General features: G+C 36.4%; 17 protein-coding genes and 1 riboswitch. Of the genes, 16 read left to right on the forward strand and 1 reads right to left on the reverse strand.

Annotation, left to right across the window (positions count from 1 at the left end; genetic code table 11):
* The first annotated feature begins 93 nt into the window (after positions 1–93).
* The 8 genes from GW534_RS04560 (at position 94) to GW534_RS04595 (ending at position 9,903) form a co-directional block, all read left to right on the forward strand.
* Positions 94–1,797: a long-chain-fatty-acid--CoA ligase gene (locus tag GW534_RS04560; RefSeq protein ID WP_161919879.1), complete on the forward strand. Its 1,704-nt coding sequence runs from the start codon at positions 94–96 to the stop codon at positions 1,795–1,797.
* Between the two features lie 182 nt (positions 1,798–1,979).
* Positions 1,980–2,567 carry a TetR/AcrR family transcriptional regulator gene (locus GW534_RS04565; protein ID WP_281351963.1) on the forward strand — a complete coding sequence of 196 codons (588 nt, stop codon included), beginning with the start codon at positions 1,980–1,982 and terminating at the stop codon, positions 2,565–2,567.
* Between the two features lie 223 nt (positions 2,568–2,790).
* Positions 2,791–3,564, forward strand: a complete 774-nt coding sequence (locus tag GW534_RS04570) for an enoyl-CoA hydratase (protein WP_161919881.1) — start codon at positions 2,791–2,793, stop codon at positions 3,562–3,564.
* A 60-nt stretch (positions 3,565–3,624) separates the two neighbouring features.
* Positions 3,625–4,398, forward strand: coding sequence for an electron transfer flavoprotein subunit beta/FixA family protein (locus GW534_RS04575; protein WP_161919882.1), 774 nt, complete (start codon positions 3,625–3,627; stop codon positions 4,396–4,398).
* A 34-nt stretch (positions 4,399–4,432) separates the two neighbouring features.
* On the forward strand, positions 4,433–5,410 hold the full coding sequence (locus tag GW534_RS04580) for an electron transfer flavoprotein subunit alpha/FixB family protein (protein WP_161919883.1): 978 nt from the start codon (positions 4,433–4,435) through the stop codon (positions 5,408–5,410).
* A gap of 550 nt (positions 5,411–5,960) precedes the next feature.
* Complete coding sequence (trxA, locus tag GW534_RS04585) at positions 5,961–6,275, forward strand: thioredoxin (RefSeq protein ID WP_161919884.1); 315 nt, start codon at positions 5,961–5,963, stop codon at positions 6,273–6,275.
* 121 nt (positions 6,276–6,396) lie between these two features.
* The gene (gene uvrC, locus GW534_RS04590; RefSeq protein WP_161919885.1) at positions 6,397–8,187 is read left to right on the forward strand and encodes an excinuclease ABC subunit UvrC; all 1,791 of its coding nucleotides are present in this window, start codon (positions 6,397–6,399) and stop codon (positions 8,185–8,187) included.
* Between the two features lie 142 nt (positions 8,188–8,329).
* Positions 8,330–8,507: riboswitch (Lysine riboswitch) on the forward strand.
* 154 nt (positions 8,508–8,661) lie between these two features.
* On the forward strand, positions 8,662–9,903 hold the full coding sequence (locus GW534_RS04595; protein WP_161919886.1) for an aspartate kinase: 1,242 nt from the start codon (positions 8,662–8,664) through the stop codon (positions 9,901–9,903).
* Positions 9,904–10,041: 138 nt separating this feature from the next.
* Here the strand turns inward: GW534_RS04595 and GW534_RS04600 are convergent, their stop codons facing one another.
* Positions 10,042–10,494: a YslB family protein gene (locus GW534_RS04600; RefSeq protein ID WP_161919887.1), complete on the reverse strand. Its 453-nt coding sequence runs from the start codon at positions 10,492–10,494 to the stop codon at positions 10,042–10,044.
* A 302-nt stretch (positions 10,495–10,796) separates the two neighbouring features.
* On the opposite strand from GW534_RS04600, the gene GW534_RS04605 reads away from it, so the two are divergent.
* From GW534_RS04605 to GW534_RS04640, 8 genes are all read left to right on the forward strand, one after another.
* Positions 10,797–11,408, forward strand: coding sequence for a succinate dehydrogenase cytochrome b558 subunit (locus GW534_RS04605; protein WP_161919888.1), 612 nt, complete (start codon positions 10,797–10,799; stop codon positions 11,406–11,408).
* 115 nt (positions 11,409–11,523) lie between these two features.
* Positions 11,524–13,278: a succinate dehydrogenase flavoprotein subunit gene (gene sdhA / locus GW534_RS04610; protein ID WP_161919889.1), complete on the forward strand. Its 1,755-nt coding sequence runs from the start codon at positions 11,524–11,526 to the stop codon at positions 13,276–13,278.
* A 20-nt stretch (positions 13,279–13,298) separates the two neighbouring features.
* Positions 13,299–14,063, forward strand: a complete 765-nt coding sequence (gene sdhB, locus GW534_RS04615; RefSeq protein WP_161919890.1) for a succinate dehydrogenase iron-sulfur subunit — start codon at positions 13,299–13,301, stop codon at positions 14,061–14,063.
* A gap of 124 nt (positions 14,064–14,187) precedes the next feature.
* Positions 14,188–14,655: an acyl-CoA thioesterase gene (locus tag GW534_RS04620; protein WP_161919891.1), complete on the forward strand. Its 468-nt coding sequence runs from the start codon at positions 14,188–14,190 to the stop codon at positions 14,653–14,655.
* 147 nt (positions 14,656–14,802) lie between these two features.
* The gene (locus tag GW534_RS04625; RefSeq protein WP_033828593.1) at positions 14,803–15,027 is read left to right on the forward strand and encodes a helix-turn-helix domain-containing protein; all 225 of its coding nucleotides are present in this window, start codon (positions 14,803–14,805) and stop codon (positions 15,025–15,027) included.
* 1,141 nt (positions 15,028–16,168) lie between these two features.
* Entirely contained in the window at positions 16,169–16,609 is a 441-nt protein-coding gene (locus GW534_RS04630; protein WP_161919907.1) for a MarR family winged helix-turn-helix transcriptional regulator, read from the forward strand.
* Positions 16,610–16,624: 15 nt separating this feature from the next.
* Positions 16,625–17,443, forward strand: a complete 819-nt coding sequence (gene racE / locus GW534_RS04635; protein ID WP_161919892.1) for a glutamate racemase — start codon at positions 16,625–16,627, stop codon at positions 17,441–17,443.
* 274 nt (positions 17,444–17,717) lie between these two features.
* Positions 17,718–18,770 (forward strand): GerMN domain-containing protein, encoded by a 1,053-nt coding sequence (locus GW534_RS04640; RefSeq protein ID WP_161919893.1) that lies wholly within the window; start codon positions 17,718–17,720, stop codon positions 18,768–18,770.
* Positions 18,771–18,801 lie beyond the last annotated feature (31 nt).

Below are 18,801 nucleotides of genomic sequence, written 5' to 3' on the forward strand. Positions count from 1 at the left end.
TAGGAATTAAATGATTGTAAACGTTGCCAAAATTAGCTAATATACAATATGAGAACAAGTTGAATGTTCGAACAGTTAAAGGGGAGGGGAAATATGGAGAACAAACCATGGTTACAGCATTATCCGGATGCTATACCAAAAACAATTGAGATTGAAGAAAAATCATTGCAACAATTTCTTGTCGAAACTGCGAAAAAATATCCGACGAAAGTTGCGCTTCATTTTAATGGGAAAGAAATGACGTATCAAGAGGTGTATGAATCCGCCTTAAAGTTCGCGAATTATTTGAAAAGTATTGGTATTCAAAAAGGCGATCGGGTTGCAATTATGCTTCCGAATACACCGCAATCATTTATTAGTTTTTTTGGGGTATTGTTAGCTGGGGGAATTATTGTTCAAACAAATCCGATGTATACGGAAAGAGAAGTTGCATATCAAATGAAAGATTCAGGGGCAAAGGCAATTATCGCTTTGGATATTTTATATCCGAGAATAACAAAAGTCCAAAATGAGACAGACTTAGAACATATTATTATTACTGCAATTAAAGATTATTTACCATTTCCGAAAAACTTAATTTATCCATTTATTCAAAAAAAACAATACGGATTTTCTGTAAAAGTGGAACATGGTGGAAACATTCATTTATTTACAGAAATTATGAAGGCCCCACCTTTAGAAGATCCTATTTTAGATGTGAATTTTGATGAAGACTTGGCAATTTTACAATATACAGGTGGGACAACCGGATTTCCAAAAGGGGTTATGTTAACACATAAAAACTTAGTTGCCAATGCGAAAATGTGTGAAACTTGGTTGTATAAATGTGAAGAAGGTAAAGAAGTTGTCCTCGGTGCGTTACCGTTTTTCCACGTGTATGGTATGACGACGGTATTAATTTTATCCGTTTTACAAGGATCAAAAGTTGTGCTAATTCCGAAACCAGAACCGGAAGTATTGTTAAAAGCGATTCAAAGTCAAAAAGTAACGATGTTTCCAGGTGCACCTACGATGTATATTGGCTTATTAAATCATCCTGATTTACAAAAATATGATTTATCATCCATTGATTCATGTATTAGTGGTTCTGCAACTTTACCTGTTGAAGTTCAAGAACAATTTGAAAACTTGACCGGTGGCAAACTTGTAGAAGGTTACGGTTTAACAGAAGCTTCACCAGTAACCCATGCAAACTTATTATGGGATGGCGAACGGATTAAAGGAAGTATCGGTATTCCTTGGCCAAATACGTTAGCTGAAATTCGTGATTTAGAAACGGATGAACCACTACCACCTGGTGAAGTAGGAGAATTAGTCGTAAAAGGGCCACAAGTGATGAAAGGGTATTGGAACAGACCAGAAGATACAGAAGAAACCCTTCGTGACGGCTGGCTTTATACAGGCGACTTAGGTTATATGGATGAGAAGGGGTACTTCTACATTGTTGATCGTAAAAAAGATATGATTATCGCTAGTGGCTTTAATATTTATCCACGAGAAATTGAAGAAGTTTTATATGAACATCCTGCGGTACAAGAAGCAGTGGTTGCGGGAATCCCTGATCCGTACCGGGGTGAAACAGTAAAAGCGTATATCGTTTTAAAAGAAGACCACTCAGTAACGGAAAAAGAGATGGACAAATTTGCCAGAAAACATTTGGCTGCCTATAAAGTACCAAGATTATATGAATTCCGTGATGAGTTACCGAAGACAACGGTAGGAAAAATTTTACGTCGTCAATTAGTTGAGGAAGAACGCAAAAAGTTGGAGCAACAAACAGATGAGAAACAAGCGTAATGCTATAGAGAGAAAATTATATATTGCTAGATTTCTAGCCACTTTTTCTGAAAATATAGGACAAGCAGCGAGTAGATGGTATTTGACAAAAGTTTCCAGGTCTTTTATTATAAGAATATGAATGACTATTCATTCATGTCCTACTAACAAGAAAAGACAAAATGAAATCGAAGGTGAAGATGTTGAAAAATAACCAAAAAACAAAGTATAAACAAATTATCGACGCTGCCGTCATTACAATTGCAGAAAACGGTTACCACCAATGTCAAGTTTCAAAAATTGCTAGGCAAGCTGGGGTAGCTGACGGAACAATTTACTTATATTTCAAAAATAAAGAAGATATACTAATATCTTTATTTAGAGAAAAAATGCAACATTTTATTCAAAGATTATCTGAAATTATAGCAGGAAAAAACACAGCGACAGAGAAATTATTATTATTAGTGGAAAATCATTTTCGTATATTATCCGAAAATCATGCATTAGCCATTGTAACACAACTTGAACTTCGTCAAACAAATAAAGAACTTCGTCTGAAAATAAATGACATTTTAAAAGGGTATTTGAAACTAATTGACGATATACTTATTGAAGGAATTGAAAATGGTGAATTTGATGCAAAATTAGACATACGTCTAGCTAGACAAATGATTTTTGGAACAATTGATGAAACAGCAACGTCCTGGGTAATGACCGATCATAAATTTGACCTAGTCAGCTTAGCACCTAAAATTCATCAACTTCTAATCCATGGATGCGGGAATAACTAATGATTTCTGATTATTCGAGATTTAGTTGTTATTGGGAATTTTTAAGTAATAATATAGTGAACTAACATTTTCGTTGATGTATTGTTTTTACACGTTATACAAATTATTTGGAAAAAATTCATTAGGTCAACAAAGGGTCAATTATGTTATAGAAACAGAGTTTTCTCTGTCTTCTAATAGATTTTTAGCAAATGTATGAAGCAGATGTGAAAGGAGGATGGAAATGGAGTTTTTAAAGCAAGAAGTTGTAAATAAGACAGCTGTAGTGACAATTAACCGCCCTCCTGCAAACGCTTTAGCAGGTGCTGTCATTACAGAATTGGATCAAATTTTACATGATTTAGAAACAAATAATGACATTCGTGTCATTGTGTTAAAAGGGGAAGGTCGATTTTTTTCTGCCGGTGCTGATATAAAAGAGTTTACAAGCATTGATTCTGGCGAAAAAGCGATTGAATTGGCTACAAACGGACAAAAACTGATGGACCGCATCGAAAACTTCCCAAAACCAATCATTGCATCCATTCATGGTGCTGCATTAGGTGGTGGCTTAGAGCTAGCAATGAGTTGCCATATTCGCATTGTAAGTGAAAATGCGAAACTTGGTTTACCAGAGTTATCGCTCGGTATTATTCCAGGGTTTGCAGGAACACAAAGATTACCGAAATATGTTGGAACTGCGAAGGCGGCGGAAATGATGTTAACCGCTGAACCGATTTCTGGTGTGGACGCTGTGAAGTTTGGTCTTGCAAATGTGGCTGTACCTGAAGAAGATTTATACGAAGAAACTATGAAACTAGCAAAGAAAATTGAAACGAAAAGTCCTGCTTCGATTAAAGCCGTGTTAAATCTATTAACCTATGCAAAAACTGAACAATTTTCACAAGGGGTAGAAGCTGAAGCAAAAGCCTTTGGCGAAGTCTTTCTAACGGAAGATGCGAAAGAAGGGGTTAGCGCCTTCCTAGAAAAAAGACAACCAAATTTCACGGGAAACTAAAATTGGGTAATTAGTAATTGTCACTATAAATTCCAACAAACAATGTAAGGGGGATGTTTGATGAACATTTACGTATTATTGAAAAGAACATTTGACACTGAAGAAAGAATTACAATCTCTGGCGGCCGCATTAATGAAGACGGTGCAGAATTCATTATTAACCCGTATGACGAATACGCCGTAGAAGAAGCGATTCAAGTTCGTGACGAGCATGGAGGAGAAGTGACTGTTGTAACAGTTGGTGGCGAAGATGCTGAAAAACAACTTCGTACAGCTCTAGCGATGGGTGCTGATAAAGCTGTTTTAATTAATATAGAAGATGACTTAGATGTTACGGATCAATATACAACAGCAAAAATTATTGCTACATATCTAGGGGATAAAGAACCAGATTTAATTTTAGCTGGAAACGTAGCAATCGATAACGGAACTGGTCAAGTTGGCCCACGTGTTGCTGACTTACTTGGTATTCCATATATCACAACAATTACAGATTTAAAAATTGATGGCGATAAAGTAACGGTTGTAAAAGATGTGGAAGGTGACGAGGAAACAATTGAAACAACGTTACCACTACTCGTTACAGCTCAACAAGGTTTAAATGAACCAAGATATCCGTCTCTACCAGGAATTATGAAAGCGAAAAAGAAACCTCTAGATGAGTTAGAATTAGACGATCTAGATTTAGATGAAGATGATGTGGAAGCAAAAACAAAAACAATCGAAGTGTTCTTACCACCAGCAAAATCTGCAGGAAAAGTTTTAGAAGGCGAATTAGACGATCAAGTAAAAGAATTAGTGTCACTACTTCATAATGAAGCAAAAGTAATCTAAACTTTAATACGTTTACGAACAGGAGGGTTTATGAATGGGTAGAAAAGTATTAGTTTTAGCAGAATTAAAAGATAATAAATTACGTAATGTTTCCTTTGAAGCAATTGCAGCGGCAAAAACAATTGCTGAAGGTGGCGAAGTTGTCAGTTTATTATTAGGTGAATCGGTAGAATCATTAGCAAACGAATTAGTACAATATGGTGCAGACCGTGTTGTTGTCGTTGAAGATGAAAAGTTAGCGCAATATAGTTCAGACGGCTTTTCCCAAGCAGTGCTTGCAGTAGTGGAGGAAGAAGATCCTGAGGCGATTGTCTTTGGTCATACAGCCCTAGGAAAAGATTTATCACCTAAAGTTGCAAGTAAATTAGATGCAGGGTTAGTTTCTGACGTTGTTGATGTTGAAGTAACAGGTGGAAACGTTGTTTTCACACGTCCAATTTATTCAGGTAAAGCGTTTGAAAAGAAAATTGTAACAGACGGATTAATTTTCGTAACGGTACGTCCAAACAACATACCTGCACTAGAAAAAGATGAGTCCCGCACTGGTGATGTTTCTAAAGTTGATGTTGAAATTAAAGACTTACGTACAATCATTAAAGAAGTTGTTAAGAAAACAAGTGAAGGTGTTGACTTATCTGAAGCAAAAGTTGTTGTTGCCGGTGGACGTGGCTTAAAGAGTGCTGAAGGATTCAAGTTGCTTGATGAGTTAGCGGAAGTGTTAGGAGGAGCCGTTGGTGCTTCCCGTGGTGCGTGTGATGCGGGATATTGCGATTATTCCTTACAAATTGGTCAAACTGGTAAAGTTGTAACACCTGACCTTTATATTGCAGTTGGAATTTCTGGTGCAATCCAACACTTAGCAGGTATGTCTAACTCAAAAGTAATCGTGGCAATTAACAAAGATCCAGAAGCAAATATTTTCAAGATTGCAGACTACGGAATTGTAGGCGACCTATTCGAAGTCGTTCCGAAATTAACTGAAGAGTTGAAAAAGTTAAAAGTGAATGCGTAATTTTAAATGAAGGGGCTGTTCTTAAAAAACGGTCCCTTTTACTTTTTTGGTAAACTATAGTTACATTAGCGGACACTCGAATGCTTCGCGGTTTTTAAGGAACATAATGAACGGGGAGAACAAATATTCATAGCTTATTTTGAAAAGCAAAATCAACAATGGGAATGGAAGCAGACAAGAGGAGCTGAGTGGGATTCCCCTGTGAAATGGTCTGTTATGAATCGACCACCTTATATTTATTCTGGTCCAATTAGTGACAATTTTGTTACTGAAGTTTATGTAGGTGTTCTGGTATGCTAAAAGCCCAACACAAGACGCTGAAGTTTATTATATTAAAGAAGATAAAACTAAAGAGAAGATAGAGAGAATTAACTACGAAGAAATAGGTGAAAAATAATCTACTTAAGAATAGCTTATGTTATAGAGTGATTGATACGAATTAATGGTTATTTTACCGAAATTAGGGTACAATTATTTTTGAATCAAATCATTCGCATAAAGATGATTCCAGTGATATACTGTCAATAGAAATTTGAAGGAGGTCTTTTTTATGGCTATTGTAAATGCGACAGACCAAACATTTAGTGCAGAAACAGGTAGCGGTTTAGTCTTAGCAGACTTCTGGGCTACTTGGTGCGGTCCTTGTAAAATGATTGCTCCAGTTCTTGAAGAACTTGACGCTGAAATGGGCGATAAAGTAAAAATCGTTAAATTAGATGTAGATGAGAACCAAGAAACTGCAGCAAAATACGGTGTAATGAGTATTCCAACATTAATTTTATTTAAAGACGGCGAAATCGTTGATAAAGTTGTTGGATACCGTCCAAAAGAAGCTTTACAAGAAGTTATTAACAACCACTTATAAAATGTAAATTAAGGGCAGTCCAAATAAGGGCTGCTCTTTTATTTTGATGAGGCTTAAAGGAATACACGAAAGTATTGTATAATAGTAAATATGAAATAACACTCAATATGGAGTGAGTAAGATGGAAACGAAGGCAAAAATTAAAGAAAAACTAGCGCTTTTGCCGGACCAACCAGGTTGTTATCTAATGAAAGATCGACAAGGGACAATTATTTATGTTGGGAAAGCAAAAATATTAAAAAATCGCGTTCGGTCCTATTTCACAGGTTCCCATAATGCGAAAACACAAGCATTGGTTAGTGAAATTGAGGACTTTGAATATATTATTACGTCTTCCGATGTGGAAGCATTAATTTTAGAAAATAATTTAATTAAACAACATGATCCAAAATATAACATCATGCTAAAGGATGATAAGACGTATCCGTTCATTAAGCTTACGAATGAACGTCATCCACGCTTAGTCATTACCCGAAAAGTAAGAAAAGGTGATAAAGCGAAATACTTTGGACCATATGCGAACGTAAACGCTGCCCGGGAAACAAAGAAATTACTCGACCGTTTATATCCACTAAGAAAATGTCAAACATTACCTAAGCAAGTTTGTTTGTATTACCATATCGGTCAATGTTTAGCACCTTGTGTCAATGAAGTGCCGGCTGAAACGTATAAAGAAATGACGACAGAAATCACACGGTTTTTAAATGGTGGGTATAAGGAAGTAAAAGATCAATTAACGGAAAAAATGATGGAAGCAAGTGAAAACTTAGATTTTGAACGGGCAAAGGAATTTCGTGATAAAATTACCGCCATTGAAATGACGATGGAAAAACAAAAGGCGACGATGACAGACCATGTGGACCGAGATGTGTTCGGTTATGCTGCCGATAAAGGTTGGATGTGTGTCCAAGTGTTCTTTGTCCGTCAAGGGAAATTAATTGAACGGGATGTTTCCATGTTTCCGTTTTACAATGAACCAGAAGAAGAGATGCTCACCTTTTTAGGCCAATTTTATGATAAACCGGAGCATTTTAAACCGAAAGAGATATTGCTGCCAAATACGGTAGATGCGGAGCTTGCCCATGCGTTACTAGATGTAAAAATTGTCCAACCAAAACGAGGGCAAAAGAAGCAAATGGTTGATCTTGCTGAAAAGAATGCACGTGCTGCTTTGAAGGAGAAGTTTTTCTTATTAGAGCGGAATGAAGAACGGACAATAAAAGCGATTGAACGATTAGGCGAACAAATGAATATTTACACGCCCTATCGGATTGAAGCGTTCGATAACTCGAATATTCAAGGGACAAACCCGGTATCTGCGATGGTTGTTTTTACAAACGGAATGCCAGATAAAAAGCAATATCGGAAATATAAAATTAAAACAGTAGAAGGTCCGGACGACTATGAATCGATGCGGGAAGTGGTTCGCCGTAGGTATACGCGGGTATTAAAAGAAAACTTGCCATTACCTGATCTTATTTTAATTGATGGTGGTAAAGGGCAAATTGATGCGGCGAAAGATGTGTTGGAAAACGAGTTAGGTCTTGAGATTCCTGTAGCAGGCCTTGTAAAAGATGACAAACACCAAACATCGAATTTACTCTTTGGTGATCCGTTAGAAATTGTGCCATTGGCAAGAAACAGCCAAGAATTTTATTTACTACAACGAATTCAAGATGAAGTACACCGATTTGCGATTACCTTCCATAGACAATTACGTGGAAAATCGATGATTCAATCTGTATTAGATGAAGTTCCCGGTGTCGGTCAGAAGCGGAAGCAATTACTTTTAAAACATTTCGGTTCAATTAAAAAGATGAAAGAGGCATCGGTCGATGATTTTATTAAGATTGGGATACCGAAAAATGTAGCCGAAGCGCTTGTAGAAGCTTTACAAAATGAGGAAAAATGATTGGACGGCATAGTGGAAATCGCGGAATTTTACCAAAATATTGTAAGAACAGATAAATAATAATTTAGAAAATAATCATTGTCTTCACTAGTTTAGTGTGCTATAATGTATCCAATTTAATAAATTCATGTTCGATTCGTAACGTGAAGATAGAGGCGCGGTTTTTAAGAGTACATGTATGGAGAAGAATGGACTTCGAAGAAATGCATGGAAAGGAAAAATCGCCGAAAGAAAAAATAGTCCATTTCTATTTTTTCTTGGTTCTGCTATTGAATAAATACAGAACTGTCAAGAGGTATTCTTGGAGAGCTATCTCACTGTGAACACGCAAAAATGAGCGTTTTTACAGGCAATGGGATTTCTCCATTGTCTTTTATTTTTGCATGATTTCCAGTGCTCTCCTTAATATTACTTAAGGTAAGTGGAAAATTAATTGAGAATTAGAAGATAAAGAGGAAAAAGAGGGGGAAAAAATTGGGCATTATCGTTCAAAAGTTCGGCGGTACTTCTGTGGCGTCGGTCGAAAAAATATTTAATGTAGCAAATCGAATTTTAGAAGAAAAACAAAATGGCAATGATGTCGTCGTAGTAGTATCAGCGATGGGAAAATCTACAGATGAATTAATTTCGTTAGCAAAACAAGTTACATCTAACCCAAGTAAACAGGAATTAGACATGTTGGTCACAACTGGAGAGCAAGTTACTATTTCATTATTATCAATGGCTCTACATGAAAAAGGTTATGAAGCAGTCTCCATGACCGGTTGGCAAGCAGGAATTCAAACAGAACCAATCCATGGAAGTGCACGGATCCAAAACATTGATACGACACGAGTACAAAATGCGCTAAATGAAGGAAAAGTTGTAGTAGTAGCAGGATTTCAAGGTGTTACGGAAGATGGCGAAATTACCACCCTTGGTCGTGGAGGTTCAGATACATCGGCAGTTGCTTTAGCTGCTGCTTTAAATGCTGACCGTTGTGATATTTATACAGATGTAACAGGTGTCTATACTGCAGACCCACGTTATATCAAATCTGCAAGTAAATTATCCTCAATTTCTTATGATGAAATGTTGGAGCTAGCGAATTTAGGTGCCGGAGTTTTACATCCGAGATCAGTAGAATTTGCGAAAAACTATAAAATTCCTTTAGTTGTTCGCTCAAGTATGGAAAGAGTAGAAGGAACATATGTATTGGAGGAAGCAAATATGGAAGAAAATTTAGTTGTCCGTGGAGTTGCTTTTGAAAAAGATATTACAAAATTAACGGTGTTCGGTTTGCCAAAAGAAATTGAAAGTTTATCGTCCGTCTTCACGCCATTAGCTAAACATAATGTGAACGTTGATATTATTATTCAAAATGTATCTGACAAAAAATTAAATACCCTTTCTTTCTCAGTTAAAACAGATGAATTACAAGATGCACTAAATGTTTTAGAAAATAATAGAGAAGCTATTGGTTACGATCATCTTGAATATGAATCTGGTTTAGCGAAAGTATCAATTGTTGGTTCTGGTATGATTTCTAACCCAGGTGTTGCTGCGAAAATGTTTGCTTCCTTATCAGAAGAAGGCATTTTTGTGAAAATGGTAAGTACATCCGAAATTAAAGTGTCTGCTGTTGTAAATGAAGAGCAAATGTTAGCTGCAGCTGAAAAACTTCATGAAACATTTGGCTTATCTAAAGTGAATCAACCGGTAGCAGCGGTAAAATAAAGTTTTTTAAAATATTTTCAACAAAAACTAAAAACTTCATCAAGCGAGTTTATGTAACTCAATTGATGAAGTTTTTGTTTTAAAAAATTATTACTAAAAATTTATTATGATGAATAAAAGCGGCGGATAAAGTAAATATTATTTTGTAAATGGAATATCATCCCATTTAACAGTAAAGGTTACGATGCCTTCTTTCTTTTTTGGATGTTCAAACGTTTCTGCATAAACTTTCTTTTGTTGGGTAATTTGTTCAGCGAGGAAGCCTGCTTCTAATTGGAAAGTAGGATTAGTCCGTGTTGAAATCCGTTGTTTTACTATTTCACTTGTTAGAGTAAATACGATCTCTTTTTTCTTTTCGTATTGAATCGAAAGTTCGCCCCAGCCAGCATTAAGGAAAAATTCTCGCATTTCATCTATTGAAAATAATGGATATCTGCGTGCCACTTGTTTTCCTGCCCAATATAAAATACCAGGGGCATCATCACCTAAAATCTCATCGATTAAATCTTCGCGGATGAGTTCATAGCCAAATGCAGGAACGGATAGTTCTGTTAAGTTAGTTTTTTCTAGTTCTACAGTTTTTCTACTCAAATCTTGCTCCCCCTTTTCTTCAAATCTATTATATACAATTTCGCATCGTTTATTTACATATTTTTTATTTGGAAAAAAGTTATATTAGTATATTGTTTTGAACATTAAGATTATTGAGAAAAACTATTGGTAAGATTTTTTGTTCACTTGTGAATAAAATAATATTTTTCAAATATTATTAAACCTGTATCCGTTTTCTTGACGGGTTTTGTAAAAAGGATTACAATGAAGTTGTTCATATATTTGCCATATTTTTTTAATTTATAGTCAGCGATTAATAACTAAGGGGGGTACATCTTAAGATGGCAGGAAACCGTGAGTTTTTCAATCGGAGATTACACTCACTATTTGGTGTTATTCCGATCGGTATTTTCTTAATTGTCCATTTAACAATTAATTACCAAGCAACAAAGGGTGCAGAGGCATATAATGCAGCTGCAGGATTAATGGAAAAAATTCCATTTCTATTAGCTGTGGAAACTCTAGTAATCTATATCCCTATATTATTCCACGCGATATATGGGGTATACATATCATTTACGGCAAGACCAAATAATATTCGTTTTAGTACGTTTAGAAACTGGATGTTCTTATTACAAAGAATTACAGGAGTTTTCTTAATTATTTTCATTGCGTGGCACGTATGGGAGACACGGATTGCGAAGGCACTTGGTGCTGAAGTAAACTTTGACATGATGGCAAATATAGTTGATAACCCTGCAATGCTAGCATTCTATATTGTAGGTATTGTAAGTGCAACATTCCACTTATCTAACGGTTTATGGTCATTCTTTGTAAGTTGGGGAATTACGGTTTCACCACGCTCACAAAGAGTGTTAACTACTGTTACTTTATTAATTTTCGTAGCAGTAACATTTATCGGTGTTCGTGCAATTCTAGCATTTGCTGTTTAAAAATTATTATTCTATGAAAATGTATTTATATAATAAGAGAAATATAAAATTGATAGATTTAGAAAAAATCAACATTAAGAGATTACTTAAATACTTGGGGGAGTGAGTCGCAATAATGAGTAAAGGTAAAATCATTGTTGTCGGTGGCGGTTTAGCAGGCCTTATGGCAACAGTAAAAATAGCTGAGGCTGGGGTACCAGTTGAATTATTTTCTTTAGTTCCGGTAAAACGTTCTCACTCTGTTTGTGCGCAAGGTGGAATTAATGGAGCGGTTAACACGAAAGGTGAAGGGGACTCACCTTGGAAACACTTTGATGATACCGTTTACGGTGGAGACTTCTTAGCGAACCAACCACCAGTTAAAGCGATGTGTGAAGCAGCTCCTGGTATCATTCACTTATTTGACCGTATGGGAGTTATGTTTAACCGTACACCAGAAGGTTTACTAGACTTCAGACGTTTCGGAGGAACTTTATACCACCGTACTGCATTCGCAGGTGCGACAACAGGACAACAATTACTTTATGCTTTAGACGAACAAGTTCGTCGTCATGAAGTAGCAGGTTTAGTTACGAAATATGAAGGTTGGGAATTCTTAGGCGCAATTATTGACGATGATCAAACTTGTCGCGGAATCGTAGCACAAGATTTAAAATCTGGAGAAATCGTTTCCTTCCCAGCTGATGCGGTAATTATGGCAACAGGTGGACTTGGAATTATCTTCGGTAAATCAACAAACTCTGTTATTAACACAGGTTCTGCTGCTGCTATACTTTACAAACAAGGTGCCGTTTATGCGAATGGTGAATTTATCCAAATCCATCCAACTGCAATTCCTGGAGACGACAAATTACGTCTCATGAGTGAATCTGCTCGTGGTGAGGGTGGTCGTGTCTGGACCTATAAAGATGGTAAACCTTGGTACTTCTTAGAAGAAAAATATCCATTATACGGAAACCTAGTTCCAAGGGATATTGCTACCCGTGAAATTTTCGATGTATGTGTCAACCAAAAATTAGGCATCAACGGGGAAAATATGGTTTATCTAGACCTATCCCATAAAGATCCACATGAACTTGATGTAAAACTTGGCGGAATTATTGAAATTTATGAGAAATTTACAGGTGATGACCCACGGAAAGTTCCAATGAAAATCTTCCCAGCTGTACACTACTCAATGGGTGGATTATGGGTTGACTATGAACAACAAACCAATATTAAAGGTTTATTTGCTGCTGGTGAGTGTGACTATTCACAACACGGTGCGAACCGTCTTGGTGCAAACTCCTTACTATCTGCTATTTATGGCGGTATGGTTGCTGGACCAAATGCGGTTAAATATATCGAAGGTTTAGAAAAGAGCACAGATACCTTACCATCTAGCTTATTTGAGCGTTACCAACGTGAAGAGCAACAAAAATGGGATGACATCCTGAAGATGGACGGAACTGAAAACGCTTATGTAATCCACAAAGAACTTGGTGAATGGATGACAGATAACGTTACAGTTGTTCGTCACAATGATCGTTTATTGAAGACGGATGAAAAAATTCAAGAGCTTATGGAACGCTGGAAAAACATTAACATTAACGATACGTCAAGCTGGAGTAACCAAGGTGCACAATTTACAAGACAATTACAAAATATGCTTGATCTTGCACGCGTTATTACACTTGGTGCGTATAACCGTAACGAGTCTCGTGGTGCACACTACAAGCCAGAATTCCCAGAACGTAATGATGAAGAGTGGCTAAAAACTACAATGGCATACTATGATCCAAAAACAAATGCACCAAGATTCGAATACGAAGATGTTGATACATCCTTAATAAAACCAAGAAAACGTGATTACACAACAGCAAATAAATAAAAAGGGGAGGAGATTATTCAATGGCTGAACAAAAAACAGTGAAGTTTATAATCGAAAGACAAGACACACCGGATTCTACCCCTTATCAGGAGACTTTCGAAATTCCATATCGTCCAAACATGAACGTTATTTCAGCGTTGATGGAAATTCAGCGAAATCCTGTAACGGCGGACGGTAAGAAAACTTCTCCGGTTGCTTGGGAAATGAACTGTTTAGAAGAAGTATGTGGTGCTTGTTCAATGGTCATTAACGGAAAACCAAGACAAGCTTGTTCCACTATGGTTGATAAATTAGAACATCCAATACGTCTTGCACCAATGCGTACATTCCCAGTTGTACGTGACTTAGTAATCGATAGAAGTCGTATGTTTGATTCCTTGAAGAAAGTAAAAGCATGGATTCCAATCGACGGAACGTACGATCTAGGACCTGGTCCAAGAATGCCTGAAAATAAACGTCAATGGGCATACGAACTTTCAAAATGTATGACATGTGGTGTTTGTTTAGAAGCATGTCCGAACGTGAATGCAAATTCCAACTTTATGGGACCTGCTCCACTATCACAAGTTCGCTTATTTAACTCACATCCAACAGGCGCAATGAACAAAGCAGAACGTCTAAACGCTATTATGGGGGATGGTGGTTTAGCAAACTGTGGTAACTCACAAAACTGTGTGCAAGCATGTCCAAAAGGTATTCCTTTAACAACATCAATTGCAGCACTAAACCGTGAAGCTACTGTACAAATGTTCCGTGACTTCTTCGGTAGTGACTACTCATATTAATTTAAAAATCTTTGTTACGAATTTAATAGAGGCTGAGCCGAATAGAGGGATTGGTTCAGCCTCTATTTTTTAAAAATAACGAATGAATACTCATTCATTATTTACGGGATAAGGGGTGTATGTGATGAAGCGAATTAGTTATATTGAAGACTTTGAGACGTGGAAAAATGAGTTTGAGTTTTTTATTCCAATTAGAGTGAGATTTTCCGAAACAGATATGTTTGGTCATATGAATAATACAGTTCCTTTTGTATATTTTGAGCAAGCAAGGATTGAATACATGGAATATTTAGGATTGTATCCACTTGATACGAAAGAGATTGGTGAAAATATTCCGGTAGTCGCGGATCTCCAGTGTGATTATCTTCAACAAGTTTTCTTTGGCGATGAACTGAAAGTTTATGTAAAAATAAAAGAAATTGGCACATCTTCCGTCAATATTCATTATCTTGGAGTAAAGAGGGATGATGTCGCTTGCTTTACTGGTCGGGGACGGATTGTCAATATTAACAAAAAACTTGGCAAGTCCGTACCATGGTCGAGTGAAGAAAGGGAGATTTTTTACGAAGCGATGAAGGTAAACTTAGTTTAATTTCGTAGGAAATAAAAATTAATGCCTATTTCTTGCACATTGGGATTATTGCTGTCACTACCTTCTTGCCGTTCACATATGATATTGTGACGATTCATACCCATCCCCGCGTTTTCTAGCTGGCGAAGGCAAGGAGGGTTCATGTATTTGAAGGAGAATGATTTCACTCATAAGCCGTTGTTAACCAAACGAGAAAGGGAAGTATTCGAACTGTTGGTACAAGACAAAACAACAAAAGAGATAGCACAAGAACTATTTATTAGTGAAAAAACAGTTCGAAATCATATTTCAAATGCCATGCAAAAGCTTGGAGTAAAGGGGCGTTCACAAGCTGTCGTCGAACTTCTCCGCATGGGGGAGTTAAAGCTTTAACTCATACCGGCTATCCTTTAAAGGTGGCCGGTTTTTTAATGTTCGAAATCATATTTCAAGTGCCATGCAAAAGCTTGGAGAAACTGTGCGTCGTAAGCAGCGGTAGAACTTCTCCTTATTGGGGAGTTAAAGCTTTAACTCATACCGGCTATCCTTTAAAGGTGGCCGGTTTTTTAATGTTCGAAATCATATTTCAAATGCCATGCAAAAGCTTGGAGAAACTGTGCGTCGTAAGCAGCGGTAGAACTTCTCCTTATTGGGGAGTTAAAGCTTTAACTCATACCGGCTATCCTTTTAGGTGATCGGAATTTTTTGTGAGTGTTGTCCTTCATAGATTTGGTGAAAGACAGTTTGCTAGGATTTTTAGCTTTCATGAGTTTAATAAAAGACATTTAGCTTGAATTTTAAATGAGTAATGTCCTTCATGGGTCCGATGAAAGACATTTAGCTTGAAATTTTAGTAATTAATGTCCTTCATGAAGTTGATGAAAGACACTTTGCTTGAAATTTTAGTAATTAATGTCCTTCATGGGTCCGATGAAAGACACTTTGCTTGAAATTTTAGTAATTAATGTCCTTCATGAAGTTGATGATAGACATTTTGAACAAAATTTTCATAATTAATGTCCTTCATAGGTCTGATGAAAGCCAGTTTGTTTGAATTTTTAACAAGTTATGTCCTTCATGGCATTGATGAAAGCAACTCTTTGGTCTCATTTTTAATAAGAATTGTTCTTCATAGCCTTAATGAAGGACATTTTACGCGACTGTTAAGCAAGTTTCGTCTTTCATGAGTCAAATGAAAGACAGATTGAGTAGGAGTTTTAATAGTTTAGTCCTTCATAATTAAAATAAACAAGTTATAGCATTTTAGCGTAGTCGCTCGTATAAAAATCAGAAACACATTTTATCATTATAAAAGAATATGCTTGAATTTTCACGTGAAAAATTAGAAAATAGGGTTAGATTCTTATTGATGGGTATCAATTCTTTTTTAATATATAATAAATATTGTTTTTTTGAGATAGTACATGAAAAATAAATTCAGACTTTTACAATATAGCAAGTATATTATTTTTAGTAGAGTTAAATTTTTGCGGGGGTGCTTAGATTGGGTAATGAGATAAAAAAAGAAGTTGAGATGGATATTGTTGCAACAATTGAAAAGGATTTACGATTTGTATCTGGATTGGTAAAACAAAAGGGTCGTGAAATTTTAAACAATTATCCAATCACACCGCCGCAATTTGTTGCGCTGCAATGGCTTCTTGAAGAAGGCGATATGATGATTGGTGAGTTATCGAAAAAAATGTATTTAGCCTTCAGTACAACGACGGATTTAATTGCACGGATGGAAAAGAATAACCTTGTTAAGAGGGTACGTGATGAGCGTGATCGTCGAGTTGTCCGTGTTCATTTATTAGATGAAGGAATTCGCATTATCGATGAAGTGATTAAACAGAGACAGTTATTTTTAAGTGAAATATTACATGATTATACAGATGAAGAAATTAATCATTTGCAAACAAGCTTAAGTAAATTGCATGAAATTATGAAAATCAAAAAATCAGTAAATAAATGAAAGGTTGAGGCAAGTTTGGCATCAAATCCGATTGGCATCATAGATTCAGGAGTAGGTGGTTTGACCGTTGTAAAGGAAATGATGCGTCAATTGCCTAATGAATCGATAATATATATGGGGGATACAGCCCGGTGTCCATATGGACCACGTACGAGTGAAGAGATTAAACAATTTACGTGGGAAATGGCCCATTACTTAGAAAAGTTTAATATTAAAATGTTAATTATTGCGTGTAATACGGCTACGGCGGTCGCGCTGGAAGAAATTCGAGAAAGTCTATCCATTCCAGTACTTGGCGTTATTAATCCTGGTGCGAGGGCTGCGATTACAGTGTCAGATAAATATAAGATTGGGGTCATTGGTACGGAAATGACGATTCGCAGTAAAGCATATGAAAATGCATTGAAAATGATTAATGACGAAGTAAATGTGTATGGATTAGCTTGTCCTAAACTAGTCCCTTTAGTTGAAAGTGGGGTTATTCATGGAGATTTAGCTGAGAAAATTGTTGCCAAATCCCTTTATCCACTGCAAACGAAAAATATCGATACATTAATATTAGGCTGTACGCATTATCCAATCTTACAACCGGTAATCGAGAGTTATTTTAATCATAAAGTAAAAGTAATTAGTTCAGGTGAAGAAACGGCGCGGGAAGCAAGTGCTATTTTGGATCATAGCCATATGTTAAATAAAAATAAACACGAGGCCCCTGAATATAAATTTTTCACAACTGGCTCAAAAACAATTTTCCAATCCATTGCGAAACAATGGTTACAACTGGAAGAACTTGAAGTAGAAACGGTAAAACTATCAAAAATTGAATATATTTGATACAAGTTGCCTTAGTGGGCAGCTTTTTTTGCGCCAATTTAGGAATTGTTACACGGGGAATTGGAACACAGGGACAGACCCCTTGTACCATTTTGCAAGAATTGAAACACAGGGACAGACCCCTTGTACCATTTTGCAAAAATAATTTGAAACACCGGACCCGTCCCCCTGTACCACCCCTATATAAAAATATTTGTCCAATTTTTTTCTTTATGATTGGTCTATTTTTGAAGAAGGCTCGTATACATAGTACAAACAGTCATGGGGGGATATTATGAAATCTACGATTAAAGCGCTCAAGTACAGTTTTATACTGATTTTTTCAATTGTATTCCTGGCAGCTTGTTCGTTGTTCCCGCAGCAAGCAAAGGAAGAGATTGATCCACCGCGTGAAAATGTCAGCTATGAAGATGATTTAGATTTATCAGAAGGTGAAGATGGGGAAGATGCAGAAGCTGGAACCGTTCAGACAGAACTTTATTTAATAGACAAAAATGGATATGTAGTTCCACAAACCTTTGCTTTACCAAATACAGAGAGTCTTGCTAAACAAGCGCTTGAACATTTAGTAATTGGTGGTCCAATCGAAGAAAAGTTACCGAGTGATTTCCGTGCCGTTCTCCCTGCCGACACACAAGTTAGCGTCGATATACAAGATGGAGTAGCGACTGTTGATTTTTCAAAGGAATTTGCAGATTATGCGCCAGAAGATGAATTGAAAATCTTACAAGCAATTACATATACGTTAACGCAATTCGATACAGTTGATCGTGTAAAACTACAATTAAACGGTAATCCGCTAACTGAAATGCCGGTAAATGGCACACCAATCAATGGGGAATTAACAAGAAATATTGGTATTAACATTGATACTTCATCTGTTGCAGATATTACAAATACCGAATCAATTACGGTCTACTATTTAGCACAAGCAAATGATAATAGTTATTACGTACCAGTAACAAAACGGGTGAAAAACGAGAACAAAAATCCTATCGTTATGATTGTCGATGAATTGATTAAAGGACCAAAATTAACTTCTGAACTTTACACATTGTTTATGCCGGATGTGGCATTAGTGGAAGAGCCGATGATAGAAGATGGCGTTGTTACACTTAATTTTAATGAAAATATTTACGGTAGTTATGAGCAAAAACTCGTCACAAAACAAGTGTTAGAGTCACTGGTCCTATCGTTAACGGAACAAGAAGGTATTGAAGCTGTGTCTATTCAAGTAAATGGAGAAACCGATCTTGTGAATTGGGATGGTGAATCAATCGCAGAGCCTGTAACACGGCCAAAACATGTGAATACTGGTAGTTTTTAAAACAATTTTGCTATAATAAATTGAGTAAGAG

The organism is Pallidibacillus pasinlerensis, assembly GCF_009996845.1.
Classification (GTDB): Bacteria; Bacillota; Bacilli; order Bacillales; family Caldibacillaceae; genus Pallidibacillus; species Pallidibacillus pasinlerensis.